27 protein-coding genes are annotated in these 26835 nt (G+C 42.7%); 6 read left to right on the forward strand and 21 right to left on the reverse strand.

Going from position 1 to position 26835, the window contains the following annotated elements; all coding sequences use genetic code 11:
- Window positions 1-31 precede the first annotated feature (31 nt).
- Entirely contained in the window at window positions 32-1348 is a 1317-nt protein-coding gene (locus INQ51_RS11060) for an SO_0444 family Cu/Zn efflux transporter (protein WP_233378032.1), read from the forward strand.
- Between the two features lie 30 nt (window positions 1349-1378).
- A complete protein-coding gene (locus INQ51_RS11065) occupies window positions 1379-2047 on the forward strand; it encodes a DUF1080 domain-containing protein (protein WP_233378033.1) in 669 nt (222 codons plus the stop codon).
- Window positions 2048-2124: 77 nt separating this feature from the next.
- Here the strand turns inward: INQ51_RS11065 and INQ51_RS11070 are convergent, their stop codons facing one another.
- The 8 genes from INQ51_RS11070 to INQ51_RS11105 form a co-directional block, all read right to left on the reverse strand.
- On the reverse strand, window positions 2125-2637 hold the full coding sequence (locus INQ51_RS11070) for a MepB family protein (RefSeq protein WP_233378034.1): 513 nt from the start codon (window positions 2635-2637) through the stop codon (window positions 2125-2127).
- Window positions 2638-2761: 124 nt separating this feature from the next.
- A complete protein-coding gene (locus tag INQ51_RS11075; RefSeq protein WP_233378035.1) occupies window positions 2762-3340 on the reverse strand; it encodes a hypothetical protein in 579 nt (192 codons plus the stop codon).
- A 179-nt stretch (window positions 3341-3519) separates the two neighbouring features.
- On the reverse strand, window positions 3520-4026 hold the full coding sequence (locus tag INQ51_RS11080) for a hypothetical protein (protein WP_233378036.1): 507 nt from the start codon (window positions 4024-4026) through the stop codon (window positions 3520-3522).
- A 6-nt stretch (window positions 4027-4032) separates the two neighbouring features.
- Window positions 4033-4629 carry a hypothetical protein gene (locus INQ51_RS11085; RefSeq protein ID WP_233378037.1) on the reverse strand — a complete coding sequence of 199 codons (597 nt, stop codon included), beginning with the start codon at window positions 4627-4629 and terminating at the stop codon, window positions 4033-4035.
- Between the two features lie 1099 nt (window positions 4630-5728).
- Complete coding sequence (locus INQ51_RS11090) at window positions 5729-6949, reverse strand: DEAD/DEAH box helicase (RefSeq protein ID WP_233378038.1); 1221 nt, start codon at window positions 6947-6949, stop codon at window positions 5729-5731.
- Window positions 6950-7031: 82 nt separating this feature from the next.
- Complete coding sequence (locus INQ51_RS11095) at window positions 7032-7445, reverse strand: threonyl-tRNA synthetase editing domain-containing protein (protein ID WP_233378039.1); 414 nt, start codon at window positions 7443-7445, stop codon at window positions 7032-7034.
- A gap of 42 nt (window positions 7446-7487) precedes the next feature.
- Window positions 7488-7961 (reverse strand): heme-binding domain-containing protein, encoded by a 474-nt coding sequence (locus tag INQ51_RS11100; protein ID WP_233378040.1) that lies wholly within the window; start codon window positions 7959-7961, stop codon window positions 7488-7490.
- Between the two features lies 1 nt (window position 7962).
- Complete coding sequence (locus tag INQ51_RS11105; protein WP_233378041.1) at window positions 7963-8355, reverse strand: heme-binding domain-containing protein; 393 nt, start codon at window positions 8353-8355, stop codon at window positions 7963-7965.
- 133 nt (window positions 8356-8488) lie between these two features.
- Between INQ51_RS11105 and INQ51_RS11110 the strand changes: the two genes are divergently transcribed.
- Complete coding sequence (locus INQ51_RS11110) at window positions 8489-10675, forward strand: T9SS type A sorting domain-containing protein (RefSeq protein WP_233378042.1); 2187 nt, start codon at window positions 8489-8491, stop codon at window positions 10673-10675.
- Between the two features lie 6 nt (window positions 10676-10681).
- On the opposite strand, the gene INQ51_RS11115 is transcribed toward INQ51_RS11110, so the two are convergent.
- The 7 genes from INQ51_RS11115 to INQ51_RS11145 all read right to left on the reverse strand — a co-directional run bounded on the left by INQ51_RS11115 (window position 10682) and on the right by INQ51_RS11145 (window position 17622).
- Window positions 10682-12340 carry a mechanosensitive ion channel family protein gene (locus INQ51_RS11115; protein WP_233378043.1) on the reverse strand — a complete coding sequence of 553 codons (1659 nt, stop codon included), beginning with the start codon at window positions 12338-12340 and terminating at the stop codon, window positions 10682-10684.
- A 254-nt stretch (window positions 12341-12594) separates the two neighbouring features.
- The gene (locus INQ51_RS11120; RefSeq protein ID WP_233378044.1) at window positions 12595-13992 is read right to left on the reverse strand and encodes a redoxin domain-containing protein; all 1398 of its coding nucleotides are present in this window, start codon (window positions 13990-13992) and stop codon (window positions 12595-12597) included.
- Entirely contained in the window at window positions 13989-15110 is a 1122-nt protein-coding gene (locus INQ51_RS11125) for a glycosyltransferase (RefSeq protein ID WP_233378045.1), read from the reverse strand. Before INQ51_RS11125 ends, INQ51_RS11120 begins: the two co-directional genes overlap by 4 nt.
- A gap of 189 nt (window positions 15111-15299) precedes the next feature.
- On the reverse strand, window positions 15300-15773 hold the full coding sequence (locus INQ51_RS11130) for a hypothetical protein (RefSeq protein WP_233378046.1): 474 nt from the start codon (window positions 15771-15773) through the stop codon (window positions 15300-15302).
- Window position 15774: 1 nt separating this feature from the next.
- On the reverse strand, window positions 15775-16194 hold the full coding sequence (locus INQ51_RS11135; protein WP_233378047.1) for a hypothetical protein: 420 nt from the start codon (window positions 16192-16194) through the stop codon (window positions 15775-15777).
- An 85-nt stretch (window positions 16195-16279) separates the two neighbouring features.
- A complete protein-coding gene (locus INQ51_RS11140; RefSeq protein ID WP_233378048.1) occupies window positions 16280-16828 on the reverse strand; it encodes an RNA polymerase sigma factor in 549 nt (182 codons plus the stop codon).
- 47 nt (window positions 16829-16875) lie between these two features.
- Window positions 16876-17622, reverse strand: coding sequence for an NUDIX hydrolase (locus INQ51_RS11145; RefSeq protein ID WP_233378049.1), 747 nt, complete (start codon window positions 17620-17622; stop codon window positions 16876-16878).
- 167 nt (window positions 17623-17789) lie between these two features.
- On the opposite strand from INQ51_RS11145, the gene ychF reads away from it, so the two are divergent.
- Both ychF and INQ51_RS11155 read left to right on the forward strand, forming a co-directional pair.
- Window positions 17790-18890, forward strand: a complete 1101-nt coding sequence (gene ychF / locus INQ51_RS11150) for a redox-regulated ATPase YchF (protein WP_233378050.1) — start codon at window positions 17790-17792, stop codon at window positions 18888-18890.
- A 166-nt stretch (window positions 18891-19056) separates the two neighbouring features.
- Window positions 19057-20853 (forward strand): cation:proton antiporter, encoded by a 1797-nt coding sequence (locus INQ51_RS11155; RefSeq protein WP_233378051.1) that lies wholly within the window; start codon window positions 19057-19059, stop codon window positions 20851-20853.
- A 70-nt stretch (window positions 20854-20923) separates the two neighbouring features.
- Here the strand turns inward: INQ51_RS11155 and yajC are convergent, their stop codons facing one another.
- The 6 genes from yajC to INQ51_RS11185 all read right to left on the reverse strand — a co-directional run bounded on the left by yajC (window position 20924) and on the right by INQ51_RS11185 (window position 26047).
- Entirely contained in the window at window positions 20924-21247 is a 324-nt protein-coding gene (gene yajC, locus INQ51_RS11160; RefSeq protein WP_119440052.1) for a preprotein translocase subunit YajC, read from the reverse strand.
- Window positions 21248-21258: 11 nt separating this feature from the next.
- The gene (locus tag INQ51_RS11165) at window positions 21259-21690 is read right to left on the reverse strand and encodes a DUF1573 domain-containing protein (RefSeq protein WP_233378052.1); all 432 of its coding nucleotides are present in this window, start codon (window positions 21688-21690) and stop codon (window positions 21259-21261) included.
- A complete protein-coding gene (gene nusB / locus INQ51_RS11170; protein WP_233378053.1) occupies window positions 21687-22637 on the reverse strand; it encodes a transcription antitermination factor NusB in 951 nt (316 codons plus the stop codon). The genes INQ51_RS11165 and nusB overlap by 4 nt, the downstream gene beginning before the upstream one ends.
- Window positions 22638-22808: 171 nt before the next feature.
- Window positions 22809-24122 (reverse strand): acyloxyacyl hydrolase, encoded by a 1314-nt coding sequence (locus tag INQ51_RS11175; protein ID WP_233378054.1) that lies wholly within the window; start codon window positions 24120-24122, stop codon window positions 22809-22811.
- A gap of 96 nt (window positions 24123-24218) precedes the next feature.
- Window positions 24219-24938, reverse strand: coding sequence for a rhomboid family intramembrane serine protease (locus tag INQ51_RS11180; protein ID WP_233378055.1), 720 nt, complete (start codon window positions 24936-24938; stop codon window positions 24219-24221).
- Between the two features lie 71 nt (window positions 24939-25009).
- A complete protein-coding gene (locus INQ51_RS11185; RefSeq protein ID WP_233378056.1) occupies window positions 25010-26047 on the reverse strand; it encodes a threonine aldolase family protein in 1038 nt (345 codons plus the stop codon).
- Between the two features lie 108 nt (window positions 26048-26155).
- Between INQ51_RS11185 and INQ51_RS11190 the strand changes: the two genes are divergently transcribed.
- Window positions 26156-26827 (forward strand): GOLPH3/VPS74 family protein, encoded by a 672-nt coding sequence (locus INQ51_RS11190; protein ID WP_233378057.1) that lies wholly within the window; start codon window positions 26156-26158, stop codon window positions 26825-26827.
- Window positions 26828-26835: the final 8 nt, after the last annotated feature.

The raw sequence follows: 26835 nt of genomic DNA on the forward strand, positions 1-26835 counted from the left end.
TAACCTTTGCGTTGTTTTAATCAGTGTTATGATGGATTACATTGCAAAATACTTTACTGAATTGTGGTTTCTGGTGCTGGAAATGGCTCCCTGGTTATTGCTGGGCTTGATCTTTGCCGGTTTATTAAAGGTTTATTTTCCGCAGAAACACATCGATAAATACCTGGGGAAACGAAATTTCAAATCGGCCTTGAATGCTTCCTTGCTCGGAATTCCGATGCCGCTGTGTTCGTGTGGTGTTATCCCCACCGGAATATCGTTTTACAAAGACGGAGCGTCGAAAGGGGCTACCAATTCATTCCTGATTTCGACGCCTCAAACCGGGGTCGATTCCATTTTTGCCACTTACTCCATGCTGGGCTGGCCGTTTGCGGTTTTAAGGCCTTTGGTAGCTTTTGTAACCGGTGTGGTGGGCGGTGTGCTTACCAATGTTTTTGTAAAGGAAAAACCAAAACCACAGGTGGCTGCGTCGCCGTTTGCTTCCTTCAAAATAGATACACAGGCGGTAAGTGGCGCAGAAAGCTGTAACGATGCGTCGTGCGGTTGTCACGATGAAAAAGAAGAGGATCATCGTCCATCGCTGGTGCGCGCTGCTGATTATGCCTTTGTTGAGCTGTTGCAGGATATTGCCAAGTGGCTGGTGATCGGTTTTATGCTGGCGGCACTGATTTCGGTACTGCTTCCCAATGATTTCTTCACGCGTTTTCAAGGGTGGGGAATCGTTGAAATATTGCTGATTCTGGCTGCGTCGGTGCCTATTTATATTTGTGCTACCGGCTCTATTCCGGTTGCCGCGGTGTTGTTGATGAAAGGTGTTTCGCCGGGTGCTGCCCTGGTGTTTCTGATGGCCGGACCTGCCACCAACGTGGCTACCATGACGGTGTTGGGGAAAACAATGGGGAAACGATCGCTGGCGGTTTACCTGGGAACGATTATCGGGGGCGCCATCGTATTCGGATTGCTGACCAACTGGCTGATCCCGGCCGACCTGATTTTAAGCAAAGTAATGCACATTCACGGCGATGGCAGTGAGCATTCCATGTTGCCACACTGGCTCGAGTTGGCTTCCGCCCTCCTTTTGACAGGCTCGATAATCGGCGGTTATTTTTACCAGAAATTCAGAAAAAAACAAGGCATGAAAGCGATGGAAGGCGTAACCATTAACGTGGAAGGAATGACCTGTTCGCATTGCGAAGCCAGCGTAAAAAGAAACCTGGAATCCATCAAGGGAATCAAATCGGTGATGGCGGATAACAGTCATAACACCGTGAAGATTTTTGGTTCCGGTTACAAAATGGACAAAGTAAAGGAAACCATCGAGCAGCTGGGGTATAGATTTATTGGTTAATTTTGTTGGGAAATCATTCCTGGCAGTACCATGAAAATATATTTGATACCTGTATTTTTCTGCTTGTTCCTGGTCGCTTGCTCATCGGGTAAGAAGGCCGATCCAAAAGAAGCATCCAAAGATTATCCCCAGGAAATTCCAGAAGGAAGCACTTCCCTGTTCGATGGTAAAACACTCGAAGGGTGGGAGGTAAGCAACTTCGGCACACAAGGCCCCGTAAGGGTTTCTGAGGGGAAGATCGTGATCAATATGGGGGACGGATGCAGTGGAATCAACTGGTTAAATGATTTTCCGGTAATGAACTACGAGCTGGAACTGGAGGCGAGAAAAACTTTGGGGAACGATTTCTTTTGCGGATTAACTTTCCCGGTTAACAAGCAGTTTTGTTCGTTGATTGTTGGCGGCTGGGGAGGTCCGGTTGTCGGGCTGAGTACGGTCGATGGTGCTGATGCGTCGGACAATGAAACCAAGGTATTGCAAAAATTTGAACCCAACATCTGGTACAAGATCAACCTGCAGGTGAACGATTCAACCATTGTCGCCCAAATTGATGGTAAAACGGTTGTGGACTTTTTCTATCCCGGGCACGAACTGGGCATCCGGCCCGAAGTTTCGCTTTCCCGCCCGTTGGGAATCTGTACCTGGATGACAACTGCTGAAATTCGAAACGTCTGGTTTAAAGTACTTCCCGTGGAATAGAGATCTTTGTATACTTTTTTTATTCTTTATTTCCCGCTTTTCCAGAGTTTGGCAGGAATCGGCGCGAGCGGGAGTTTTTATTTTTCAATGTACAATTCGCTTACTTTTTTTAGGTCGGTTGTTTTGTTTACCTCATAAAAATAATCCAGTTGCCATTTTTGAGTTTTCTCCGCTTGTTTATTCAGCGTTTTGTCCCACGATGGATAAACTCTAAATCCTCTTTTTCCGTCTTTTTTCTCAGAGCTTATAAAACCTTTGTTGATTAATTCTGATTTCGGAAATACAAATTGTCCAAAACGGTCTCTTGATCTTGCGTTAATTACGTAGAAATCAAATTGGTCGTTTTCAGAATAGGGTTCCGTTTCTCCGCTTTGATTTCGTTTCCAAAATGTCACAAACTGGCCCACTTTTTTGGGTGTTATTTTCGAACTTCTGGAAATAATCTTCATCCCGTTCAGTTCAAATTGACAAGCATCATATTCAGTTCCTTCAAGTTCATTGTTCACATTGGAAATGCCGAATGATAGTTTGTCGTATATATTGATTTTAACTGCTACAAGATTTTTATTCAGCGTTTCAATTTCAATCATTTGTATTCATTGTCTCTTCTGTTCATTGATTTTCCGCTTGCTTTTTTACCGTTACATACAACGGTAGCAGTATGCAGCGTGGCTTGTGTTGCGCCTGCGGCAAGCCATCATGTATGATCGCATGTTATAGGCTGGTTATTTCTTTTATTATTAATTTCAATACTTCAAGATCCCGTAAGAAATCTTCGTTTGATTCTGATATTCCTGAATGTTTGTATACTATTTCCAAAGTATTATTCTTTGTTTCTATGTGAAAATGAGATTTTGATGAAGTTAGAACTTTAATTATATTTTCATTCGTTTCTATTAATTGTCTCAGTCTTATATGATTTGTCTTTAATGAAAACTTTTTATCAATTTTTTCATTCCCTGAGTTCGTTTTATTAAGACCAAATATTTTCTCTATTAAATCCCTTTCCCATATTCTGAGAAATATTTTCTGTCTTGTTACACGCGATAATATATAAGTCAAGGGTGTTGGTTGGTCATTACTGCCTGGATTAATGTATACTGTTTGCTCAATTTTTAAATCAAAATCTTCAATCTTGCCTGATATAGAATAAACATAAATAGGGCCATTCACATTAGCCCGAATGTTTTCTTTAAATTTAAATTCTCCATTTATAATTTTAGAGAATTCCTCCCATGTCTTTTTTAAGGATTCTGGCTTAATTGTATAAAAAAATGAATCTTTTATGTTCATGTTATGCTTTATAATTTGCTTGCCTATAACGGTTGGTACATGATGTCGGGGCGGATTTCGGAGAGCGTTCCTGTCCGCCAGCTGGCGGACACGGAACTGCGAAACGATCCCGAAGCCTCGGGACGCAGTTGGCGTACCACTGAACCCGCCCTGCAATATGTAATGTGTTACCCTCAGGTTTAATTTATTTTTTCGTATCTCAAATCAAAGTTTTTAGTCAAGAAATCAATTGCTTTTTCAACATTTGCTTTCTTCTTCAATTCCATAATTACATCACGTTTGGTATAACTATCATTCAAAATGTATAGGTTGTAACTATAATATTCTGTACCTGAATCAGGTTTAACATCACTAATCCATGCAAGTTTCTGATACTTTCTTGATTTCAAGGCAACAATTTTTGAAGCTTTTGAAATATCAATTTTCTGTTTCAATATTAGTCTACTCCAGAAGAAATAACCTTTCCATAAATCTGTCTTAATTTTTGTTAATCCAACTTTTAAAAAAGTAATTGAAATAAAAATTAGAAATAAGATGAAAAGAATAACTAATAAAAAAAATTCCTTTGCATTGATGTTCCCTGTTATTATAAAAATGAATGCAATTACAATTGGCATTCCAATACATAGAGCAAGAATGTTCTTTTGATGAAATGAGAAATTGTATTCAAGGATAACTTTTTTCATTAATTGCTAATTTGTAAATATTATTTTGGTTTCACAATCAGTTAATTGTCTGTTGTTTTTGAAATCTGTTATTAAAAAATAGTTCTTTGTTTTCTTGTCAAATGTTTCAAGGATTAAAGAGTCATTTTTAAATTTGTACTCACCGAGATTTTCAAAAATGATTTTTCCTTGTTCTCCATATTTAATAAATGTGTAAAGTCCATTCGTAAGCGAAATTTCACTTAATCCAATATTTTCATTTGTATGAAACTTTTCTTCATCGGAATTTTGGTAATCGTTATAAAAGGCTTCCACTTTACATTTTTTAGGGTTTTGAAGTGAGTACTTAATTTTTACTCGATTTCCGATATTTTGCCTTCCATATTTTTCCCCAACTGTGGTGAAGTTAAAGTAAACACTGTCATTTACAGAATAAACAAATTTTAATCTCTGATAACTTCCTCCCCATCGGACTCCCCATTTATGATATGTGTTTACAATTTTACCAGTCGTAATATCAGTCTTTCCGAAAATGAATTTAGGCAATTCAAATCCATTCCAAGCAACATAAACGAATGCTGCTAAAAATATTAAACCAAATATCCATGAATTACTTCTGCTCATTTCAAAATTGTGGGTAACGTATATGTATACCACACAGTGCTATACATTTTATCAGTTGCTGTTGATTTAAATCGTTGATTTCGTTGGGTTTGCTCCTGGGAAACCATGTGTATTTGTGTTTTGTATTGGCAAGCGGAGTTTTCAATGTATTGGGTAATGATTAATTTTTGTTTTCTAAAATAAACATAATTTCTGATCCTTGTTGGTTGAGCATTAAAAAGATTTTGAGGGCAGTACGCAGTTTGGGGTAGGGAGGAAGCACCAAAAGCTGCCGGAATGATTTTTCACTTCATTGTCGCTGGACAAAGACTCGCCAATCAGTTTTTTACTTCATTGTCCCAGACAAAAGGCTGACGAAAAACTTTTTCACTTCATTGTCCCGGACAAAAGGCTGACGAAAAACTTTTTCGCTTCATTGTCGCGGACAAAAGGCTGTCAAAACATTTTTTCACATCATTGTCCCGGACAAAACGTTGTCAAAACACTTTTTTGCTTCATTGTCCCGGACAAAAGGCTGTCAAAACATTTTTTCACTTCATTGTCCCGGACAAAAGGTTGCCAAAATACTTTTTCACTTCATTGTCGCTGGACAAAAGCCCGCCAGACAATTTTTTAGTCCATTTTCCGGGAAAATAAGCTGACCAATCAGTTTTTCATCACGTGGTGAGTCACTATTGGCAGGAAAATCAATTTTTTGCCCCGTGGTAAGTCACCAAGCCTTGTCCGACGATTTTTTCAGGACGTGGTGATTCACCACTGGCTTTCGGGAACCGCAGTGCAAGCTATGAGCTATGAGCCACGAGTCACTGGTCATAGCTTGTTTGTCATTTGCAATTTAAAATTCAATCTCATCAATCCTTCAACCTCAATGCGAGAATGCAGAAATGCTTTAATGCATGAATAAGCTGCATGCTATTCGCTGCGAGTCATTGGTCATTTGTCAGTGGTTGACCTTTCCTAAATACTGCAAACTGAGACTGGAAACTGCGACTGAATAATGCCCTTCAGTCCATCAATCCCTACAACTAAGACTGCACACCGATTGCAAATCGGCGCGAGCGGGTTGTGTAAAAGGGTAGCTGAACCAAAGAGAAACTGCCTATTTCTTTTTTCTGCGTTTGGGTGGAGGTGCGTTGGCTTCGCGCATCAGCCGTTTCCAGTTGTAATCGGTGTCGGCCGTAAAGTCCAGCGTTTCCTGGTAGTCTCCTTTGTCGATTTCAAGAACGGTGATTTCTTTTTCCAGGAAGCCTTCGATTTCTTCCAGGATCTCTTTCTCCTCGTTGCTGCAAAACGAAACCGCCTGTCCTTTGTTTTTCCCCCGTCCGGTACGCCCAACGCGGTGCACGTAATTTTCAGGAACTTCGGGGAGGTCGTAATTCACCACAAAATCCACATTCGGAATATCGATACCCCGCGCACTCACATCGGTGGCAATCAGCAAACGAGAAGCACCCGACTTAAAGTTGCTCATGGTTGCATTTCGCTCTTTTTGATCTTTGTCGCTGTGGATGGTTTCGGATTGGATCTTTACGCGTTCCATCGCCTTTTTCACTCTTTCGGCGCGCACTTTGGTTCGCACAAAAACCAGGATCTTTGCCTCCGGGTTTTCATTTACCAGTCTTTCGAGAAAGGCCCTTTTATCGTCCATTTCAATATAGGCAACTTTGTGGTCGATGTTTTTGGCTACCGGGTTTTTGGGCGAAATCTGTATGCGTATGGCGTTATTGACCAGCGAATAGGCCAGCTTTTTAATCTTCGGATTAATGGTGGCTGAGAAAAACAGTGTTTGCCGTTTTTTGGGCAGAAAGCGGATCAGGTCGTTGATGTCTTTGATAAAGCCCAGATCGAGCATGTGATCGGCTTCGTCAAGGATTAGGATTTCTACATCCTGCAATTTCAGATGCCCCTGGCTCACCAGGTCAAAAAGCCGGCCGGGCGTGGCTACCACTACATCAACACCTTTTTGTATTTGACTGATTTGCGGATCTTGCTCCACACCGCCAATAAGCGCCATGGTTTTTATGTTCATGTTTTCAGCCAGGCCGGTAAAAACAGAACAAATCTGCTCGGCCAGTTCGTGGGTTGGAGCCATCACCAGGCATTTTACTCCCTGCCTGTTTTTACTTTGTTGCAGTTTATGAAGCACCGGAATTACAAAAGCAGCGGTTTTCCCGGTGCCGGTTTGTGCAATGGCCAGCACATCTTCGCCCTTTAAAATAGGCGGAATGGCTTTGTACTGAATGTCAGTGGGGCGGCGCAATCCCTGCTTTTCCAGGTTTTGCTTAATGGGCTGTGCTATTGAATAATCCTCGAACTTCATGATCTGATTTTGCGACAAAGGTAGTTGAATCGTTTGTTCAAAAGCAAGGCTCCATCAATATTCTGACGATTTGGCGATTGTTTTACAAAGTAGCCCAAATCCGGGCCAGCGAAAACCCGGGTGCTTTTATGTCTAGATCAAGAAAATAGCCAAAGGGAGTTTGTGCGGTTGTAAAGTCAGCGTTTTGAAGGCGTTTTTCTGCCTGGTCAAACAACTCTTTGGTAAATTCGATCGATGCTTTCGACTCGGAAAGATGCGCAAACGAATGAAGGATGACGCTTTTGCAGTTGTTTTTACGGGCGGTCCACTTCAGGTGGTTCACCAGCTTTTTTTCGCGGCTTGCCACGTCCTTTTCTTCGTCCGCTTCTTCCACCTGTATAAACGCCAGAATGGAGTCAGTAAATGCTGCTCCATCTGTTATTTCTTCGGCTGTCTCCAGATTTTTTGTCCGGGGTGTGTACGAAAAGTGGTCGACATACATAACCAGTACCTTCATCCTGTTTTTCAGCTAAAGATAGAGGAAATGTAATAAAGCGGGTTATTCTTCCACGGCTTTGACCAGCAGTTCTTCGCTTAAGCGGGTAGTCCAGTCACAAAGTGCGACAATTTGCTCGTCCGAAAGCTTGGCTTTGGGGTGCATCAAAAGATACGATTTGAGCGGCATTTTCCGGTGTTCACTTTCCTGGCACATTTCCTCCAGTTTGGTGATCTGCGAAAAAACATCCATGTTTCCCCATTCCGAGAAATTCAATTCTTTTTTCCCCTCCCGAATGTGATTGGCCACCATCCACGAAACAGGTGAAACTGAGTGGTACCAATGGTAGTTGGTATTGTTTGAATGGCAATCGAAACAAGAGTTTTTGAGAATTCCTGCCACATTCTCAGGAACAGAATGAAGCGTCAGAATATGGTTTTCCGACGCTTCACTGGTATTTTTTTCCGGTTGAAAAAACTGTGCGGCAACCAATGCCACCACGATCAGCAGAAAAAATATCCGAAGTATTTTTCGCATGTTACTTTGCTTTTACCAATGCTTTTGTTTCTTTTTTGGCCCAACTCAGCAGCACTTTCTTTTCGGTTTCCGATAATGCTTTGTCGGGGTATTTTTCCAAAAACTTTTTTGGCGGCATTTCGTTCTTTTCAAGGGTCTCTGAAATTTCTTTGTAGGTGCTGATCATTTTTACTTTGCTCAGCGTGTCCAGTTTTTTGAAGTCGAGTTCCTTCTTGGCATCTTCGTTTCTGGAATCGGTGTTGTGGCAACCGATGCAGGATTTATCGACGATTGCTTTTACTTCGTCGGGCATGGGGCCAAAAGGTTGGACCGGGTTTTTTTCGGTTTCGCCGGCAAACAGCGACAAACTAAACAGGGCCACAAACAAAAGAGAGAGGCTGGTTTTTGTTCTCATAAATGTAATTTTAAGTTTAATTTACAGTTTGATTACTATAACACAAGTTAGCTTGCTTTTGTTGAAAAACAGAAGAAGCTGATTACCACGAGAGTTTTTTATGTATTTTTCGGTCGAAATTAAATCTTTGCGGATGTTGAGAAGTGCCATTTTCCTTGCCGGAATAATAACCTTCCTGTTTTTTAATACACGTTTTGCTGCTGCCCAGGTTTCTGAAGGCGGCTATCCTTTGCAGGTCATTTCAACCAAAAGTGCGGTTGCCCGAGCGGTGGAAATGCCGGCCGTTAAGCAAAGCGTCATTGATTCGATAATGGAAGAGAACTTGTCAGATAAAGGAGAGCTAAAGAGCTTGCAGTTTGCTTATGGTTTTCATGTGCAGCTGAGTCCAGACAACTCCGGCGACTGGTATCCGACAAATGCAGGTAACAATGTGTGGAAGCTTACGGTTAAATCGGAAGGTGCCCAATCGTTGTTTCTTATTTTTGATAATTTTCAGCTTCCGGATGGCGCCCGGTTGTTTTTGTACAACGAAAAGGAAGAGCACTACCTGGGAGCCTACACTTCCCGAAACAATAAAACATCGCGGAAATTTGCGGTTTCTCCGGTGGCCGGCGACGAAGTCACCATTCAATACGAAGTGCCGCAAAAATTGGGGAAGCCCAATAGTTTTGAGCTTGTACGGGTAAACCATGATTTTCTTGGGATCATCAAATCCGACCGTCGCCCGACAGGGACGGTGGCCGGTAGTTGTAACATTGATGTGAACTGCTCAATTGCTGACAGGTATGCTGAAATAAAGAATGCGGTTTGCCGGCTGATTGTGCCTACCGAAGACGGTGCAGAGGTTTGCAGCGGTACGCTTGTTAATAACACGGCAGAAGACGGAAAACCTTACATTTTGTCGGCGGGCCATTGCTACGATAAATGGGAGTTTGCCGAAACAGCCGTCTATACCTTCAATTATGAAAGTCCTTACTGTGCACCGCTCGACGGTGATCCGGGAAATTCGATCTCGGGTGCGGAAATGAAGGCGCAACATGACAGCCTGGATTTTGCCTTGGTTGAAATGTCGTTGATTCCTCCGCCAACATACCGGCCTTATTATGCGGGGTGGAGTCATTCCAGTATTTTGCCCGACTCGAGCGTGAGTATTCATCATCCGCAGGGAGACGTTAAAAAAATTGCGATTGATAATGATGCGCCAACCAAATCAAATTTCAGAAGCGAATACACTCCGAATGCTTTTTTGAAAATTTCAAAATGGGAGGAAGGAGTAACCGAAAACGGTTCTTCGGGTGGTGGTCTTTTCAATACAAAAGGCCAGCTTATCGGAACCTTAACCGGAGGGCAGGCAGTGTGCAGTACTCCGATAAACGATTATTTTGCAAACTTTGCTGTTTACTGGGACTATCGTTCGGATACTACCAAACAGGTGAAATACTGGCTCGACCCGCTGAATAAGAACGTTTCCACATTGGATGGGAAGCAGTTTAACTCGGGAGAAAATCTTTGCGGGGCTTTTACCAACCTGAATGACAATGACGAACATGCGAATATTAGAATTACTTCGGGAGGTAGCTTTGCCGGATACTGGGGAGGAACCAACAGTGTTGGAATCACCGAAATCGTAGAACAATTTACAGTTTCCGGTAGCGAAACCGTCAAGGGAGTTTCGCTGGGAGTCGGAAAAATTGTCAAAAAAGCAGGAGCAACCAGCTCAATTACGGTAAAGGTGTATGAGGGAACCGATGCTCCCAAAAATGTTCTCTACAGTAAAAATGTAAACATCCTAAGCCTGGCAAAAGATGCGATGAATTACATTCCTTTTGATACGGATGTGGAGCCGGTGGGAACTTTCTTTGTTGGTTTTGATATCAGCAATGTACAGGCACAGGATACATTTGTTCTGTATCAATCGCTGCGGAATTCGGGCGAAGAAAACAACTTTTTCTACAAACGAACCGGCGACTGGTACAACTTCGAAAGCAACGACCAGGGCGCAATTACCAGTGTGATGGAGCTGATCGCCTGTAATTTCGACCAGTTGACTGACACGCCCATTGTAAAAGTCCCTGCAGCTGTGTGGCTGTATCCAAACCCGGTAAATTCGGTGCTTAATGTTGTTTCTGATCAGGAAATAGTGATTGAAACCGTGGCCGTTTATAATGTGCTGGGACAGGAAATAAATGTGCCGCTAATAAGTGTGGGGGAGAAGAATGTGCAGATCGACCTGTCGGGAAACACTCCCGGAACATATATCATCCGTTTTAATTACAACGACTCGTTTGTTACCCGGAAATTCTCGGTGATGTCTAAATAGGAGAATCTACTTTTCTTTTGTTTGCGTTTTATTGGTGTTGGCAGAGCCAGTTTTCTTTTTTACTTGCGGTTCATCGGGCGGAATAACCGTTGATTGGTTACCATTACGAAAGGCAGAGTAATGTGGCGACATAATTTCAACACCTGCCTTGTTGAATTCATCCACAATACTTTTATGCAATTCGGAATAAAACAGCATCATTTTACCGGGCTGTTTGGTATAGACGTTCAACTCGTATTCAATATAAAAATCATTCAAATTCTTTTGCAGGACAAAAGGCTTAAATTCGCGGGTAAGGTTCGGAGTGTTTTTGGCCGCTTTCAGCAATAATTCGGTCACCACTCTGTAAGGCACATCGTAACCAATGGTAACGGTTGTATGCAGAATGATTCCCATTTGGCTTGCATTCTTAGAGTAGTTCCATAGGTGCGTATTAATTATGGTTGAATTAGGTATCGTGATGTCTTCGTTTTTGAGTGTTTTTACCCTTGTTACCAGAAGGTTTTTTTCAACTACATCTCCAATGGTTTCGCCAATTTTTACGCGGTCGCCCAGCTGAAACGGTCGCATATATGTAATCACAATTCCGGCAACAATGTTCGCAATAGCAGAAGTAGAGCCTAGTGAGAACAAGATACCCAAAAAGATGGAAACTCCTTTGAAAGCTTCCGACTGTGACCCCGGAATGTAAGGCCACATAAAAACGAGCGTGAAAGCAAGAACAAGAACCCGTACAATATTATAAGTTGGCTTTGCCCAGTCTTCGTGAAACCCTTTGATTTTTAGTTTTCCGGATGACAACTCTGAGGAAACAAAAGAAACGACCCTCAATAAGTACTTGGAAACAAAGAAAATGAGAATAATATAGATGAGCTTCTCACTGATGAACAACCATAAGCTATTAAATATCTGTTTGATGGGGATGGATATAAAGGCATAAAAATCACTGACAAGGCCTTTGGTCCAAGGCAGAAAGCCAAACAACAAAGGCAGGTACAAAAACAGGATTAAGCCCCAAATGGCCACTTTTAATATTTTGAGCAGAAAGGAAACAAAGTATTCCGGTCCCCGCGGTGTCAGATATCTTAAATAAGAGGTTACGCGTGCATTGATTAGTTTCTGGTAATGCAACACTTTGTTATCGATCCATTTAAATAAGCGATTAACCAAATACAGAATAACATACAGCCCCAAAAAGGTGAGTAGAGTATATAAAACATGTGTAATCCAATACCATGCACTTCGGCTTCGTAAATCCTCCTTAAATGCACTTTGCAAGGCCTGCTGGTAAACTCTGATCAACTCATGCCTGGTTTGGTGTGCAAGCGCCGCATCTTCGTCACTTATACTTAAAATGGGAGTGTCTTTGTAAGTCAACATTGCGTAAAGCCCCACATCAATTGCCTGAAAAGAATCGGTCAATGCAAGGTTTTCCTTGTGTAATTGCTTCAGTCGTTTGTTTATTAATGCGGCACGTTCTATCGGAGAGGTAGGTCCAAGATTGGCTTTCAACACAAAAAGAGTATCATCGTTAAAGATTACATACCCGTAATCTTTCTGACTAACGGCAACATTAATTTTTTGTGTGGAAGATGGATTGTCCTGGGCAGTTAACTGCAAACTAAAAAAAAGAGCCAGGAAAATTAGATGGATCTTTTGCAACATAAGCAGCGTTTTTCTACTAAGTTACAAAAGGAAAGGATGAAATAACACAGCCAAAGTTTTAAATTTTTGCTTTTTGCCCCTTAAAAAGCCATGGTAAATTCGGTTTTTAAGATTGGTGGAAAAGTGATTTCCAACGAAACGACTTCGTTTTTGGAGGTGTCAATTGTCACGTTTTAAAAACTGACCTCGGTGATGCACATTGGATTCTTAAATGCATCAGAAAGAATGTGGTTTGTCAATAAATGAATAAATACTCAATTCAAGGTGTCGGCCATTAATTGCTTTAACTGCTCGATATCAAGTTTCTTGGCAATAATCTTTTTATCGTGATCGAGAATATACACTCCGGGTGTTTTTCTTGCATCGTATAAAACTTTGAAGCGGGAGGTGTGATACTCGTCCCATACATTGATCCAATCGAACATATTGTGTTCAACCAAAAATTCGGACCATTCTTCGCGTTTGTCCATCGAATAAATGGCAAACACTTCCAGGCCCTTATCTTTGTTTGGCAGGAAAACCTCGTTGTACAACTGCGGAACAAACACTTTGCAATGGCCGCAATGGGGCTCATAGATCACCAAGACAGTTATTTTGGCTTCAACCTGGTGAAGGTTGATGTATTCTCCTTCGTAGCTTTCGAGGGTGAGATCGGGCGCTGTTTTCCCAAGCAGGTTATTTTTCATGAATAACACATTTTCTCTTACTTTTTCGATGGTAGATTCTGAGGCCCAGAACGCTTTCCCGTTGAGGTAGTAATCGTTGGCCAGATCCACAAACAAAGCATCCATGCCAAGAATATTGCTGTTGATGGCAGAATTCAGAAAATACGAAGCGGCATACTGGAAAATGCGCGGATTGGGTTCAACCTGGTCCAGGAAACGGTAAACATAGGGCTTTACAGAATCGTAGGTGGGGTATAGAACCTTGGTAAACCATGTTTCGAGTTTGGGCTTGTAAAACGGAGTAAGAAGCATCCGCTCATCGGTATAGTCAAAATTATCCCAGTAATGCTCTAATTGATAGCGAAACTGCGCCAGTAACAGCAAGGAATCGTTTTGCTGAATATCAAGCGGTAAGGTAGACGTGTCGAGCCGGGGAACCTCGTTGGCAACCAGGAATTTGTAAAGAAATGAACCGGGAAGTTGTTGGTTGATTTTTTTCCAATAGTCCTTCATTTCCGTGTTTAAACCCTGTAATTCGTTTTGAATTTCCTTTTTCTCACTTTCTCCGGCTTTTTTATAGCTCTCTTTTAGTTGACTGCTTTTGGTTTTCAGGCTTTCTAAAAAGACCAAATAATCCACAAAGGCTTCTGCCTCCTCCGAGCCTTTTATTTTCATTTCGGCAGAAGTGATGCCTGCATTGTACAGGTGAAATTGCTGATCGGCTCCCAGTAGAAAATCAAAATGATGCTGTTCGTCGATCAGTATTTTATAAAGTCCTTGCGTCAGTATGGAGTCGCCTGCGAATACGCCGTAGCCTTTGTTGTCGAGTAGGGTGGTGTCGGCAGCGTACAGTTTGTCGAGATAATGGTAAGCCAGCCTGACTTGTTTTCCTGCTTCATTGGGTAATTCAACTTCAATCCTGTATTCCTGTGCCAGTAAAATCTTTACAGGAACGAGTAGCAGTAGGGCGATTAAATATCTGCTCATTCGTTGGTGATTGTTTTAATCAGTTCAGCACTGTTGTACTCATTGGTAAATTTCTGGAGTTTACGAACGCGTTGCTCAACCATTTCTGCTGTGAATTCCTGGTTGGCAAGGTCACGTATGGCGTTTTTAAACTCACTGGCGGTATAGGCAATCTCACACGAATCGGCGAGCGCGGTGTGTTTTACCATTGTGTTGTTGGCCAGCACAAACCTAGACGAAAATAGTGATATCAGTAGCTTGAGCTTTAGCCCTGTGTCCTGGAAGGTGGGCAATACACAGCCCTGTGCATTCTTTAGCAGTTCGTACATTTTTTCCTCCGACGGATTGGCAATCAACTCCACGTTTTCGAGTTTGTTGGCCCTGTTTTCAATGTCCTTTTCCGGATTCTTTCCGGCAATGATCAGTTTCGTGTCGAGGTGGTTAAAAACTTCGTACAACAGGAACCGGACAGCTTTCTGATTTTCCTCTACCGACAGGTTCCCGTGGTACAGAAAGTACGATCCTTTTCCCGGTTCCACGGTGATGTTATCAAAGGGGTGAAAGGCCGGTATGCACAGCGTTTTTCCGTATTTATTTTCGAAATACCTTTGATCGTCGAATATAATGCTGATGATTTGTGACGCGTGTTTCAGCACCCGCTCGTATCGTTTTAGTTTACGGCTTTCCATTCCGTAATAAATTCGCCTGAAAAAATCGACGGATGCATCGTGCAGGCCTTTGTAATAGTCGTGTTCGATGTTGTGCATACGCACAATTTTACGTCGTTCCCTCAGCTTTCGGGCGTTTAAATAGTAGCACGAATGCAGGCCTTCGAATAAAATCGGGTAATCGTTGGCAGAGAGGTTTTTTAACAGCTGCTTATTCTTTCGGGTTATCACAATGTACGGAAGCCGCGAAAAAAGAAAACGGATGCCTTTTTGCCTTTTGTAGTAAATTACTTTTTGACAGTACTTCTCCAGTTCAGGTTGTTCACTTTTGTTGTACTTAAAACAGTGGAGAATGATTTGAACACCATTCGCATGAAGCGCTTTTAACTTGTAAAAAATGTCGATGCTGCCCCCGTAATCAGCCGGATATGGAATATCGAACGCAACAATATTGATACTAATTTCTGCCATCGCGACACAAATGTAATCAAACAAAGATGTATTCCAAAAATACAACGGGAACGGGGATTTTTATCCTAAAACGGAAAGTTTTCGGTAAAAGAAAACCGCCGGTATTGGCCGGCGGTTTATTAACCTAATAACATATCTATGAGATAGTGCAAAAAAGAAACTAAGTTGGTTTCCCTGTTTTTTGCAGGATTAATCTTTTTTAGTGTCACCTTCCCGCTGATCGCGGTATTTCCGGAACATATACATTCTGAATTCGCCCTCGGCTTTATACATCTTCAAAACTTTTTGCGGAGGAAGAATTTTCAGAAATTGCTCATTGTATTTTGTGGCAAGTGTTCCTTCTTCGTCCATTTTCTGGGCAAATTCGCGGGTAAGTTTTATGATTTCTTTATCGGACATGGTTTCAGCAGCATCGCGCACTTGTTTTTCAAGCTCGCGGCGAGCCATTTGTGCATCCATTCTTTCTTTCTCCATTTTGTTGTAGACAGGCCAAAAGCTCTGGGCTTCTTCCGGTGTCAGATCGAGTTTGTCTGTTAAAAAAGAGACTTTCTCGGCCCTGAATTTTTCCCACCTGTCCGATTTGTCGTGTTGGGCAAGCACCACAACCGACTGCACAAGAAACAGGAGGGTAAGGCTTACGATATATAGCGTCTTATTTATCATACTATTTATTTGTTAGATTTTCATAAAGTTCATAGTCACTGAAATTGGCACTTACATAAAGAGCCAGTTCATCGTTCGTAAATTCATCTTCCGACTCGGTATCATTCAGTAAGGCAACAAACGATTCTTCATCAATTTTTTCAATGATATTCAGGAAACCGGCATCGCTTGTATCGCTTGTCTGCGCCACCTGGTTTATTTCTTTGGGCATAAATAAGCGTAAGGGAACGTATACCAGCATAACCACCACGGCAAAACTTGCAGCCAGTCCCAAGGCTGGTTTTAGCAGCTGAAAGATTCGTGATTTTTGGGGAGCGGAGGATTGTGCTTCTGCTGCCATCCTGGTATGAAGACGGGCAGAAAAATCATCGAAATACTGATCGGGAGTTCCAAACGGATTCTCCTTTTTTATTTCTGACAATTTTGGCGCGTTATTTCTCATTTCATCCATCATCCCTCATTTGTTATATTGACTGTCCATTTTTAAAAAGGTTTAACACGGTCGTTTAATCATTGTTCTTTAAAAATTCCTCTACTTTTTTTACGGCATGGTGGTACGATGCTTTTAGCGCACCCACCGAAGTGTCCAAGATTTCGGCCATGTCATCGTATTTCATTTCATCAAAATATTTCATGTTAAAAACCAATCGTTGTTTTTCAGGAAGGCGTACGATTGCTTCCTGCAGTTTTAGCTGAATTTTATCCCCTTCGAAATAAGGATCTGATGCCAGGTTTTCAAGCAGGTACTCGCTTTCTTCGTTTAGCGGTAACAGGCTTTTCCTTTTTTTTGAATTAAGAAATGTAATTGATTCGTTGGTGGCGATCCGGTAAAGCCAGGTAAACAAACTGGATTCTTCCCTGAATGTGTCGATGTTGCGCCACACTTTCATAAAGGTATTTTGCAGCACATCGTCGGCATCGTCATGGTTTAAAACTATCTTCCTGATATGCCAGTACAGGCGTTCCTGGTATGTCTTCACCAGCATATGAAAAGCAAGATTCCTCTTGTTTTCGTCTTTCAGGTCTGCGATAATATGTTGATCGTTATCCGGCATAATACAACTTCCACTATGACACGGTTTGCCGGGGAAGGTTTAATGATTTAAATACTAAAATTAAGTCCTTCCTCCCTGAGCTGGTGGTAAATTTCCAGATCGAAGGAATAAAGCTTGGCGGCACGGTGGGCAACATTGGTTTGTTTTTCGCCGGTGTCGACCAGTAAACCCATGTTTTGTATTTTTTTTCTGAAATTCCGGGTGTCCAGTTTTTTATCCAGAATTACCTCGTAAAGCGTCTGTAATTCCGTCAGGGTAAATTTATCGGGCAACATATGAAACCCAACCGGGTGGTATTTTACTTCTTCGCGAAGTGTTTTTAGCGCTTTCAGTATAATTTCCTTAACGTCGAAGATTACTTCGGGTAGCTGGTCAATATCGAACCATCTCACGGCTTTTGCAATGGGAGATAGCTCAAGGTCGTGGTATTCAGGATTGATAAGCGCATAATAGGCAACGGTTAAAACGCGCATGTGCGGAATCCTGCCTGCGTCTCCAAAGGTTTTGAATTGTTTCAGGTAAATACCTTTTAAGCCGGTGGCAACCTCTAGTATTTTTTTTGCATACACATCCAGGTCTTCTTCAACCGGTAAATGTGTTCCGATCAAGCCCCAGTATTTATCCGATTTTAACGCGGGGTTTTTTTCAAAGATCTCTTTTAGCTGTTGATACTCCTCTTTGGATATTAAATATTTCTCCAACAATTCCGGTTCTGCCTGCCACAGTAACACATTCAATTTATTGTCCTTAAATCCAAAGATTACACAGTCGATCGAAAGGTTTTTGAGTATCATAGGCTTGATGTTTCCGCAAATGTAGCGAATCGCTACGTTTTATTCAATGTTTAATTTTTAATTATGCTGTATTAACAACAATAAGCTTGTTGCTTCGGTATTCCAGCAATAGGTATTTAAAATCAAAAAAAAATTACCTTTGCAGCGCAAATTTTTAATCGAGTAGAATGGCTTTGAAATGTGGAATCGTTGGTTTGCCAAACGTGGGGAAATCAACTTTGTTTAATTGTTTGTCGAGTGCAAAAGCTCAGTCGGCAAATTTTCCTTTTTGTACGATAGAACCCAATGTTGGCGTGATTACGGTTCCGGATGAGAGATTAACAAAATTGGAGTCGTTGGTAAAGCCGCAGCGTGTGGTGCCAACAACGGTTGAGATTGTTGATATTGCAGGATTGGTGAAAGGCGCCAGTAAAGGAGAAGGTTTGGGAAACAAATTCCTGGGAAACATACGCGAAACCGATGCTATTATTCACGTGCTGCGGTGTTTCGAGAACGACAACATCACGCATGTTGACGGAAACATTGACCCGGTACGCGACAAGGAAACCATTGATGTTGAGTTGCAGTTAAAAGACCTGGAAACTGTTGAAAGCCGGATTGCCAAAGTGGAAAAACAGGCCAAAACGGGTAACGACCAGGAAGCCAAACGACTGTACCGCATCCTTTCTACCTACAAAGATGTTTTAATGCAGGGGAAATCGGCGCGCACCGTTGAGGTTGATCCTACAGATGAAGCGCTTGTAAAAGGCTTGCAGCTGCTGACCAATAAGCCGATTCTGTACGTTTGTAACGTGGATGAACCTTCCGTATTGAAAGGAAATAAGCATGTGGATACGGTAAAAGAAGCCATTAAAGATGAAAATGCAGAAATGCTGATGATTGCTGCTGCCACCGAAGCAGATATTGCCGAGCTGGAGGATTACGACGAGCGTCAGATGTTTTTGGACGACCTGGGCTTGAAAGAATCGGGTGTTAGCAAACTGATCCGTGCTGCGTACAAATTGCTTCAGTTGGAGACTTACTTTACCGCCGGTGTAAAAGAGGTGCGTGCCTGGACATTCAAAAGAGGATGCAAAGCACCACAGGCTGCCGGGGTGATCCACTCCGATTTTGAAAAAGGATTTATCCGGGCCGAGGTGATCGGTTACAACGACTTCATTACTTTAGGTTCTGAACAGGCCTGTAAGGAAGCCGGTAAAATGTCGATCGAAGGAAAGGAATATGTGGTGCAGGATGGAGATATCATGCACTTCCGCTTCAACGTTTAAGAAACAGAAGTTACAATATACTATTCAGTAGGGTTGGTTGCTAGAAGTGGCCAGCCCTTTTGTTTGTCTTTTTTCTGAAAAATTATGTTAGACTTAAATCGTACCTCCATGTCTTAATTGCGGAATTTTCTTATATTGTGGGAAGGGTAGTAAAGGTCTAACATTTATGGAAGAATTTCACATTAACATTTTAAATATTGCCGCCGTTTTGCTTTCTGCATACATGGGCGGCTTGTTGATACGCAAAATCGGGTATCCGGCTATTTTGGGAGAATTGCTGATCGGAATCATCCTCGGTCCGAGTATGCTGGGCTTTCTGGAATATACGGAGTCAATTAAGGTTTTATCGGAGATCGGGATCATTTTGCTGATGGTTTACATTGGCATGGAAATCGATTTTCATGATTTGAAAAAAGCATCCTGGCCCGGATTGCTGGCTGCCATCGGTGGATTTTTTGTCCCTTTTGTGCTGGGGTATTACACCATTGTCGCCTACGGCGGAACTCCCATTTCAGGGCTGTTTGTGGCCATTGCCATCGGGGTTACTTCGCTGGCCACCAAAAGTCGTATCCTGATTGATTTAAAGTTGCTGAATACCCGCATTGCCTATGTGCTGATGGCCGGTGCTTTAATTTCGGATACGCTGGCGCTGGTGATATTTTCGGGCATCACAAATTTTGCAGAAACCAATGTGGTCAGCATAAAAGAGCTGTTGATTATCAGTTTGAAAATATTGGCATTCTTTGGGGTGACCATTGCAGTCGGATCGTTTTTACTTCCACGCCTGGGAACCTATATTTCAAAATCGAAGATCAACAACAGCACCACGTTTTTTACGCTTATTCTGATTGTTACATTCGGGTATTGCGAGCTTGCTGAACTGGCAGGGATGCACAGTATTTTGGGAGCCTTTATGGCCGGGCTGTTTTTGAAGGGGAATCTTTTCCCAAAAAATGTTTCCAAAGAATTAAACAAAGCCTTTTACGATGTTTCCATCGGATTCATGGCGCCTGTCTTTTTTGTGTCGGCCGGATTTTTTGTAGATGTGTCGGTGTTTAAGACCGACCTTGGTTTATTGCTGCTGATTACCGGATTGGCAATTGTCGGAAAGATTGTTGGCACGGCGTTGTTTTATCTGCCTTCGAAAAATGGCTGGCGCGAAGGCCTGACAATTGGTACCGGAATGAACGGCCGGGGAGCGGTCGAGATCATTATTGCCGAGATAGGTTTGGGAATGGGGATCATCGACAAAACCATTTTCTCCATCCTGGTATTTATGGCCATATTTACCACGCTCACGGTTCCCGTATTACTAAGTTGGACAACAAAGTGGCTGCGGAAACGAGGAGAACTGGTGTACATGGATCAGCGCAACGGAGTGTTAATTCTGGGTGTGAATCCTTTAAGTTTGTTGCTGGCAAAATATTTTGCAAAAAAGCAGCCGGTTACTTTGATCGATAACAACCAGGAACTGGTGAGCCAGGCCCGCGAGCAGGGATTCAGGTGTATCCAGGGAAATGCTTTAAATGAGGATGTACTGGCCGAATCGTCTCCGGAAAATATCGCCCTGTTTATGGGATTAACGGCCAACAGCCAGGTAAACCTGCGCGTGGGAGAGTTGGTGCGGAAATCGTTTTTGGTGCCCGGTGTTTTTGTGGCAGTTGCGGAACCCGAATTAAAAACTGGGGACGAAAGTGGGCCGAAATCCAATGCCCAAATACTGTTTTCTTCCAGTGCTGTGCTGGACGACTGGGCGCATAAAATGACACATCACAAGGTAACCGAAAGCAGTGTGGCCATTCAGGAGGAGATAAGCGCCGAAAAGTGGAGGAAGAAGGCGGCACTCAACGACGATTTCTTACCGGTACTTATCGAAAATGAAGAAGGTATAGTGAGGCCGTTTCATACAGACGACCTTCTAAGTGCCGGAGAGAAGGTTATTGTGTTGCAGCAGGTAAAGTGAGACGTTATACTGCATAAAAAACAGGGTTGATCACAAAATGATCAACCCTGTTTTTTTGCTTCAAATACTACTAGCGTTGCGGTTGAGCGTCGCTCATATCTTTAATGATACCTGCTTTATCCACTTTGATCTCAACGTCTTTTGCAATTTCAAGAACTACATGCGTTTCTTTCACCTCGGCAATTTTACCGTAAATACCTCCGGTAGTTACTACTTTGTCGCCTTTAGCCAACGACTCGCGAAACTTGCGGGTTTCTTTCTGGCGTTTTACCTGCGGGCGGATCATAAAAAAGTAAAATACTACAATGATCAGCAACAGGGGGAGGAAACTCATCAGTGGGTTAGCTTCCGCACCTTCGGTGGGTTGCATCATTAACAAAATACTATTCAACATGTCGTAATTTTTTAATATTTAATTTTCAATAAATCGTTTTCGACTTGGGCAAAAATAGCTAAATGTTTTAATTCCTTGCTATTTCCATGAATTTCAATTGTCTTGTATTCGCGGCCAACCATTCCTGAAGAATCGAATTCAACCTCGATATTTCCTGTTCGCCCCGGTTTTACGGCCTCCTGCGGAAATTGTACCTCGATACATCCGCACTCTGTTTCGATGTTTTTGATCCGGTAATCAGCCGTTCCGGTGTTGGTAAATGTAAAGGTACACACCACCATTTCGCCGGCTTTCAAGGTTCCGAAATCATAAACATCGGTATCAAAAACGATGGTCGTTTCTTTATCCGCAACTGATTTGTCAGTGGTTTTGTCTTCCCGCTTCTTTCCCAGCGAACACGAAACAGCCAGTGTTATTATCAGTATGCCTGCGATATACCTCATTCTTCCCCGATCAATCCTCTGCCTGCTTTGGTCACTTTTTCGGTGCGCTTCAGGTCTTTCAGCGTTTTGTCCAGGATACCGTTGATAAAATTCCGGCTCTTCTCGGTACTATAGAATTTCGATAACTCAATGTACTCGTTCAGCGATACTTTGGTCGGAATTGTCGGAAAATAAAGGAATTCGGTAATGGCCAGCTGCATGATCAGGATGTCCATGAATGCAATACGTTCAACGTCCCAGTTGTTCGAGTGCTCCTTGATAAGTTCGCGTAATTCATCGTGGTTCAAAACCGACTTGCGAAACAGGTCTTTTGTAAACTGGCGGTCTTCCTCGTCTTTGAACAAGGGCATCAGTTTCTGGTCTGCATCCGTCAGCTCGTGGAAACGTTTCAGCGTTTTGGTGATCATCGAGATAACAAACTCCACGTCGTCGTTCCAGTAAATGCTTTTTTCTTCCAGCACGTTGTACAGGTCTTCCGAAACCAGGATCACCTTGTTAAACAGTTTCTCGATGAATTTGCGGTCGTCGAGGTACGAACGTGTTTTGTCGCTCATGTAACCATTGTACGATTCCGAGTCGGTCATCAATAGGTACAATTCCTTGATCAGCTCCGGATTGTCTTTCCAGTGTAGTTTTTTCTGATCTAAATAAGTGATTAACTGGCGGTTGTTGCGCAATTGTGCAATTACCTGATTGGAAATAAACTTGGTGTTCGGATGCAGATCCTCGTAAGTCGGCTGGTGTTTGTTCTTTTTAATTTCGATCCTGTTTTCGGCATAATCCGCAATCTCAATTACCAGATAAAACAGGTAGTGATACAGGTCGTAGGCCTTGTGGATACAGAAAAAGAGTTCTTTTTCTGTGGTGTTGATTGATTTCTCCTCTGTCGAGTAATAGGCGTACAACACTTGTAACACCTTGGTACGGATAATCCTTCTACTAATCATTCTAATGAACTTCGTGGTATATTTTTCTGCAAAATTACACCTTTTTTTGAATACCAATAAACTTGTTTTTGTATTGAGTAAAACTTAAAAGAATTGTGAAATAAGTGTTACCAAATTTCCGTTTCTGAATTTTGCCGTTTGAACGAAATGGTTGAGGCTGAATTGAATGGTCTATTTCCTGTAAAACGTGGGGTATTGGTTGTTTAGCCTGAAGCCGAGCCCCAGCATCAAAAAGTTGGGTGTGTGAAAGTCCTGAAGGCTGTAACCGATGTGAACAAAGGAGCTTCGGGTGATTTCAACTTTCAGGGCAAGTATCTGGTAAAGCGCCTGCATGTCGCCTTCGCTGCAAAGCACATTTTTACCCAGCCCCAGCCCAACCGTAAAATAGGGCATCACATATTCCACCCTTCCGGATATTCCCAATGCCAGCTGCTCATGGAGTGGAGGCTTGAAAAACTCCTGTTCGGTACCAACGATGTAATCCTGTGTGTAAACATTGGCACTGCCATCGTAAAACCCATCCAGCGAAACTCCCAGCCTGAGTTTATAGCCATAGTTGTACATGGGTGCAAAGCAAAAGCCCAGCACGGGGTAAGCTTCGGGCGATGCCACCTGGGCATCCATAAAGTCTACGCCGGTTCGCCGCCACGAGCCAAACAACACCAGGTCGTAACTAATGTGCCGCGGAAAGTCAGGAATCGATAATTGGGAAGACGTCGTATGTGAGTTGTTTTTCCGGTTGAAGTTGTAAACCAGACCGGCTTTCATTCCTACAGTGTTCAAGCCTGCATTGGGAAATTTGGTGTTCCCGTTGGAAAAATGGGTTAGCGCAACACCGGCGTTAAAATCCAGTTTGCGCGACAATATCCAGCTAAAATAAAAGTTGGTATTGATGTAGGCATTCGATTTTGACCCGATCACCGTATTGTTGGGATTGAACTCATAATCGTATGGTTTCCACCCAAATGACAAGCCAAAGTTCCATTCGTAATTTAATGAAAGTTTGGGATTGATTTGGCTGATTCGGGCTCCCTGAAACAGGTAGAACATAAACGGGCTGCCCAATTCTTCTGCCTGTCCCAAATGGTAATGCGCCAATCCAATTCCCTGGTATGCGGCCCCGTAGATTTTGTCGGTATAAGTATTCGGATAAAAACGAAAAGAATATTTCAGGTGTTGCGAGAAAGAACTCCTGATGGGATCTCCGCTGTTGTTTTCTCCTTTCAGAAAAGGATTGGTGGGGAGTATATAACCGGGGCGGATTTCCATTTCAACCCTGTGCTGTAAGGGAGTCGAAAACAGGGATGAGTCAAGCGCCGGAGCAGATGATGACTTGCCGGGAACAGTGGAGTGAAAAACCGAAGTGTGATGGTTGTTTGCCGGGCTGCTAAAAAGGCCGGAATCCTGTGCACCGGAATAAAGAAATATGAAAAGCGAAAGCCCCCAGGTAAATACCAGTTTTAAAAAATATTTATTGCCCTCCATATTCTTTGTTAATCAGTCTGTCCAAACCCGGAGCGGAATTCGATGAACGACAAATATACATTTTATTTATTGACGATAATGTTTAATTTTCCTGACTTAAGGGACAGAATGAAGGGAAGTACTGTCGGCTGATTTGCTTTCGTCTGTTTCCTGATCCGAATCAGGAGAATCTTCTTCGTCTTCTTCCTCTTCCCAGTCGAATTTTTCGCGGCGGATAGTGTACCTGCGGTAATAAAACGCCAGAACGACTCCCCAGATAGCTCCCGACAAATGCCCTTCCCACGATATTTCGGGGCGAATAGGAAGCAGTCCCCAAACCAGCCCGCCATAAAGGAACACCACTACCACCGAGAGGGTAAGCAGCCGTACATCGCTGCGAATAATTCCGCTTACAAAATGAAAAGCCGCCAGCGCATAAACAACGCCACTTGCACCGATGTGCCAGGCTTCGCGCCCTATCAGCCAAGTGCTTACCCCCGACAGTATGTACAACAAAAAGAAGATCTGATAGGTGATGCGCCGGTAAAAATAAACCAGCATAAAGCCCAGTATGAAAAACGGGAGCGAGTTGGAAATCAGGTGACTAAAATCAGCATGAATGAACGGCCCTAACAAAATGCCTTTTAATCCGTCGGTATGCAGCGGAAAAATACCGTAACGCGTGAAATCGAGGCCAGCGGTAACTTCAACCAGTTTTACGATCCACATCAGCAGAACAAAAGCTGCCGGAAAAAGAAGACTGTGAATAAAAATCTTCTTTTCCAACTCGGTGTCCAGCTTTGTCGGGTTGCTTGGATAGTATCGGAACAGGCTCATTATTATTGTTTTGTTAGCGTTTACCCCCCGTAACTCAGATCTCGGAGAGTTGAATACTGAAAACGAGCTTTCTATGCGGTTTTTAACAGTTGTTTTATCAGCTTTACAAAATCATAAATCTCATCTTCAGTGGTGTCAAACGAAGTCATCCAGCGCACTTCGCTGCATGCTTCGTCCCACATATAGAAATAGAATTGTTCTTTTAATGGCTCAACAATCTTGGAAGGAACGATGGCAAATACACCGTTTGCTTCTACCGGTTGGGTAATTTTTATTTCCGGAATTTTAGCTACTTCACTTTCTAAAAGTTGTGCCATTCGGTTGGAATGACTGGCATTTTGTTTCCACAAATCATCGCTGAAATAGGCCTGGAATTGTGCTCCAACAAAACGCATTTTGGAATACAGCTGCATACTTTGTTTGCGAATGTACTTGGTGTATTTTGTCAGTTCCGGGTTAAAGAACAGTACCGCTTCGCCCGACAGCATTCCGTTTTTGGTTCCGCCAAACGAGAGTACATCCACCCCACAGTCGCGGGTAAAAGCCCTGAAATCAATATTTAGTGCCACAGCTGCATTGGAAATTCGTGCGCCGTCCATGTGTAAAAACATGTTGTGTTTGTGCGCTAGATCGGCCAGCGCGATAATCTCGTTGGGTTGGTAAACTGTTCCCATTTCGGTGACCTGCGAAATGGAAATGACCCGGGGTTGAGAGTGGTGCTCAAATTCGAAACCTTTCAAATGGGGGAGTACCGCCTCTGGAGTTACTTTTCCCTGTACAGGCTCTACCGGAATCAGTTTGCATCCGGTGAATTTTTCCACGGCGCCACATTCGTCTTCCTGGATATGCGCCGTTTCGGCACAGATGATCGAGTGATAACTTTGCGTCACTGTTGATAGGCCGAGAACATTGGCGCCGGTTCCGTTAAATACAAAAAACACTTCGGTGTCGTCGCCAAATCGTTCTTTGAAAAGCGCCACTGCCTTTTCTGTATACGGGTCGTTTCCGTAACCTGTAACATGGCCTTGGTTGGCTGCTTCAATGGACTTTAAAATGGTCGGGTGGATTCCCGAATTATTGTCGCTTGCAAATCCTTTTCTAATCGTCATGATGCTGGTGTTAAAAAGAATGTTTGTTTGAAATAAGCTCGTTTATTTGTAATTTTTGATGGTGTTTTTAATACGCATAAAGTAAGGAAAAATCAAAATCAATTAAAAATGGAAACGCCACTTCCTCTTTCACAGAAACTATATTTTTTAGCCATTCGGCCCGACAAAGGGGGAATTAGTTCACACAGCTACTCTGCACTTGATTACATCCTGTTGGGAGCCTTGTTTATGGAACTTTTTATGCAGAAAAAAATCCGCTTCGAAAACAAGCGTATTGTTGTATTGACCACAAAAACCGAGAATGAACTGCACCGTTTTCTTCTGTTAAAAATGAGTGAGGCAAAAAGTCCGCGAAAGATATCCCGGTGGATCAATAAATTCTATTTTTCATTAAAATACATCCGGGGAGAAGTTCAACAAGGATTGCTCGATCAGCGGTTGATTCGCATGGAGGACAAACATTTTCTTTTCTTTAAATGGAAGAAGCCTTTTGTGATTAATTCACAGGAATTAAGAAGCCTGGAAACAGAGATTCGGAATCTGATTTTAAAAGGAACGCGTGAAGAGGAACATCTCATTTTGCTCTCTTTCCTGGTGCCGGGAGGTTTGTTAAACCGGTTGTTCTCTGAAAGCCGCCAACGCAGGGAGGCAAAAAAACGACTGAAAATGATGATGGTTGGCAACCCGGTTTCAGCCGCTGTCCGGGATGCCATTTCTGCTGCTCAGGCGGTAGCAGCGTCAGCCGCTGCAGCATCGGTAGCTGCCGGTTCAACATCATAATATCCGAA

Origin of the sequence: Maribellus sp. CM-23 (assembly GCF_021354595.1) — a bacterium.
Taxonomy (GTDB): Bacteria; Bacteroidota; Bacteroidia; order Bacteroidales; family Prolixibacteraceae; genus Draconibacterium.

Bases quoted from the DNA above. Each gene is read 5' to 3' on its own strand.
- INQ51_RS11060 (WP_233378032.1), top strand. From the start codon at position 32: ATGGATTACATTGCAAAATACTTTACTGAATTGTGGTTTCTGGTGCTG.
- INQ51_RS11100 (WP_233378040.1), bottom strand. From the start codon at position 7,961: ATGCGAAAAATACTTCGGATATTTTTTCTGCTGATCGTGGTGGCATTG.
- INQ51_RS11105 (WP_233378041.1), bottom strand. From the start codon at position 8,355: ATGAGAACAAAAACCAGCCTCTCTCTTTTGTTTGTGGCCCTGTTTAGT.
- INQ51_RS11165 (WP_233378052.1), bottom strand. From the start codon at position 21,690: ATGAGGTATATCGCAGGCATACTGATAATAACACTGGCTGTTTCGTGT.
- INQ51_RS11185 (WP_233378056.1), bottom strand. From the start codon at position 26,047: ATGACGATTAGAAAAGGATTTGCAAGCGACAATAATTCGGGAATCCAC.
- INQ51_RS11065 (WP_233378033.1), top strand. From the start codon at position 1,379: ATGAAAATATATTTGATACCTGTATTTTTCTGCTTGTTCCTGGTCGCT.
- INQ51_RS11120 (WP_233378044.1), bottom strand. From the start codon at position 13,992: ATGAGCAGATATTTAATCGCCCTACTGCTACTCGTTCCTGTAAAGATT.
- INQ51_RS11085 (WP_233378037.1), bottom strand. From the start codon at position 4,629: ATGAGCAGAAGTAATTCATGGATATTTGGTTTAATATTTTTAGCAGCA.
- INQ51_RS11075 (WP_233378035.1), bottom strand. From the start codon at position 3,340: ATGAACATAAAAGATTCATTTTTTTATACAATTAAGCCAGAATCCTTA.
- ychF (WP_233378050.1), top strand. From the start codon at position 17,790: ATGGCTTTGAAATGTGGAATCGTTGGTTTGCCAAACGTGGGGAAATCA.
- INQ51_RS11145 (WP_233378049.1), bottom strand. From the start codon at position 17,622: ATGATACTCAAAAACCTTTCGATCGACTGTGTAATCTTTGGATTTAAG.
- INQ51_RS11090 (WP_233378038.1), bottom strand. From the start codon at position 6,949: ATGAAGTTCGAGGATTATTCAATAGCACAGCCCATTAAGCAAAACCTG.
- INQ51_RS11115 (WP_233378043.1), bottom strand. From the start codon at position 12,340: ATGTTGCAAAAGATCCATCTAATTTTCCTGGCTCTTTTTTTTAGTTTG.
- INQ51_RS11155 (WP_233378051.1), top strand. From the start codon at position 19,057: ATGGAAGAATTTCACATTAACATTTTAAATATTGCCGCCGTTTTGCTT.
- INQ51_RS11125 (WP_233378045.1), bottom strand. From the start codon at position 15,110: ATGGCAGAAATTAGTATCAATATTGTTGCGTTCGATATTCCATATCCG.
- INQ51_RS11180 (WP_233378055.1), bottom strand. From the start codon at position 24,938: ATGAGCCTGTTCCGATACTATCCAAGCAACCCGACAAAGCTGGACACC.
- INQ51_RS11190 (WP_233378057.1), top strand. From the start codon at position 26,156: ATGGAAACGCCACTTCCTCTTTCACAGAAACTATATTTTTTAGCCATT.
- nusB (WP_233378053.1), bottom strand. From the start codon at position 22,637: ATGATTAGTAGAAGGATTATCCGTACCAAGGTGTTACAAGTGTTGTAC.
- INQ51_RS11095 (WP_233378039.1), bottom strand. From the start codon at position 7,445: ATGAAGGTACTGGTTATGTATGTCGACCACTTTTCGTACACACCCCGG.
- yajC (WP_119440052.1), bottom strand. From the start codon at position 21,247: ATGTTGAATAGTATTTTGTTAATGATGCAACCCACCGAAGGTGCGGAA.
- INQ51_RS11070 (WP_233378034.1), bottom strand. From the start codon at position 2,637: ATGATTGAAATTGAAACGCTGAATAAAAATCTTGTAGCAGTTAAAATC.
- INQ51_RS11130 (WP_233378046.1), bottom strand. From the start codon at position 15,773: ATGATAAATAAGACGCTATATATCGTAAGCCTTACCCTCCTGTTTCTT.
- INQ51_RS11140 (WP_233378048.1), bottom strand. From the start codon at position 16,828: ATGCCGGATAACGATCAACATATTATCGCAGACCTGAAAGACGAAAAC.
- INQ51_RS11080 (WP_233378036.1), bottom strand. From the start codon at position 4,026: ATGAAAAAAGTTATCCTTGAATACAATTTCTCATTTCATCAAAAGAAC.
- INQ51_RS11175 (WP_233378054.1), bottom strand. From the start codon at position 24,122: ATGGAGGGCAATAAATATTTTTTAAAACTGGTATTTACCTGGGGGCTT.
- INQ51_RS11110 (WP_233378042.1), top strand. From the start codon at position 8,489: ATGTTGAGAAGTGCCATTTTCCTTGCCGGAATAATAACCTTCCTGTTT.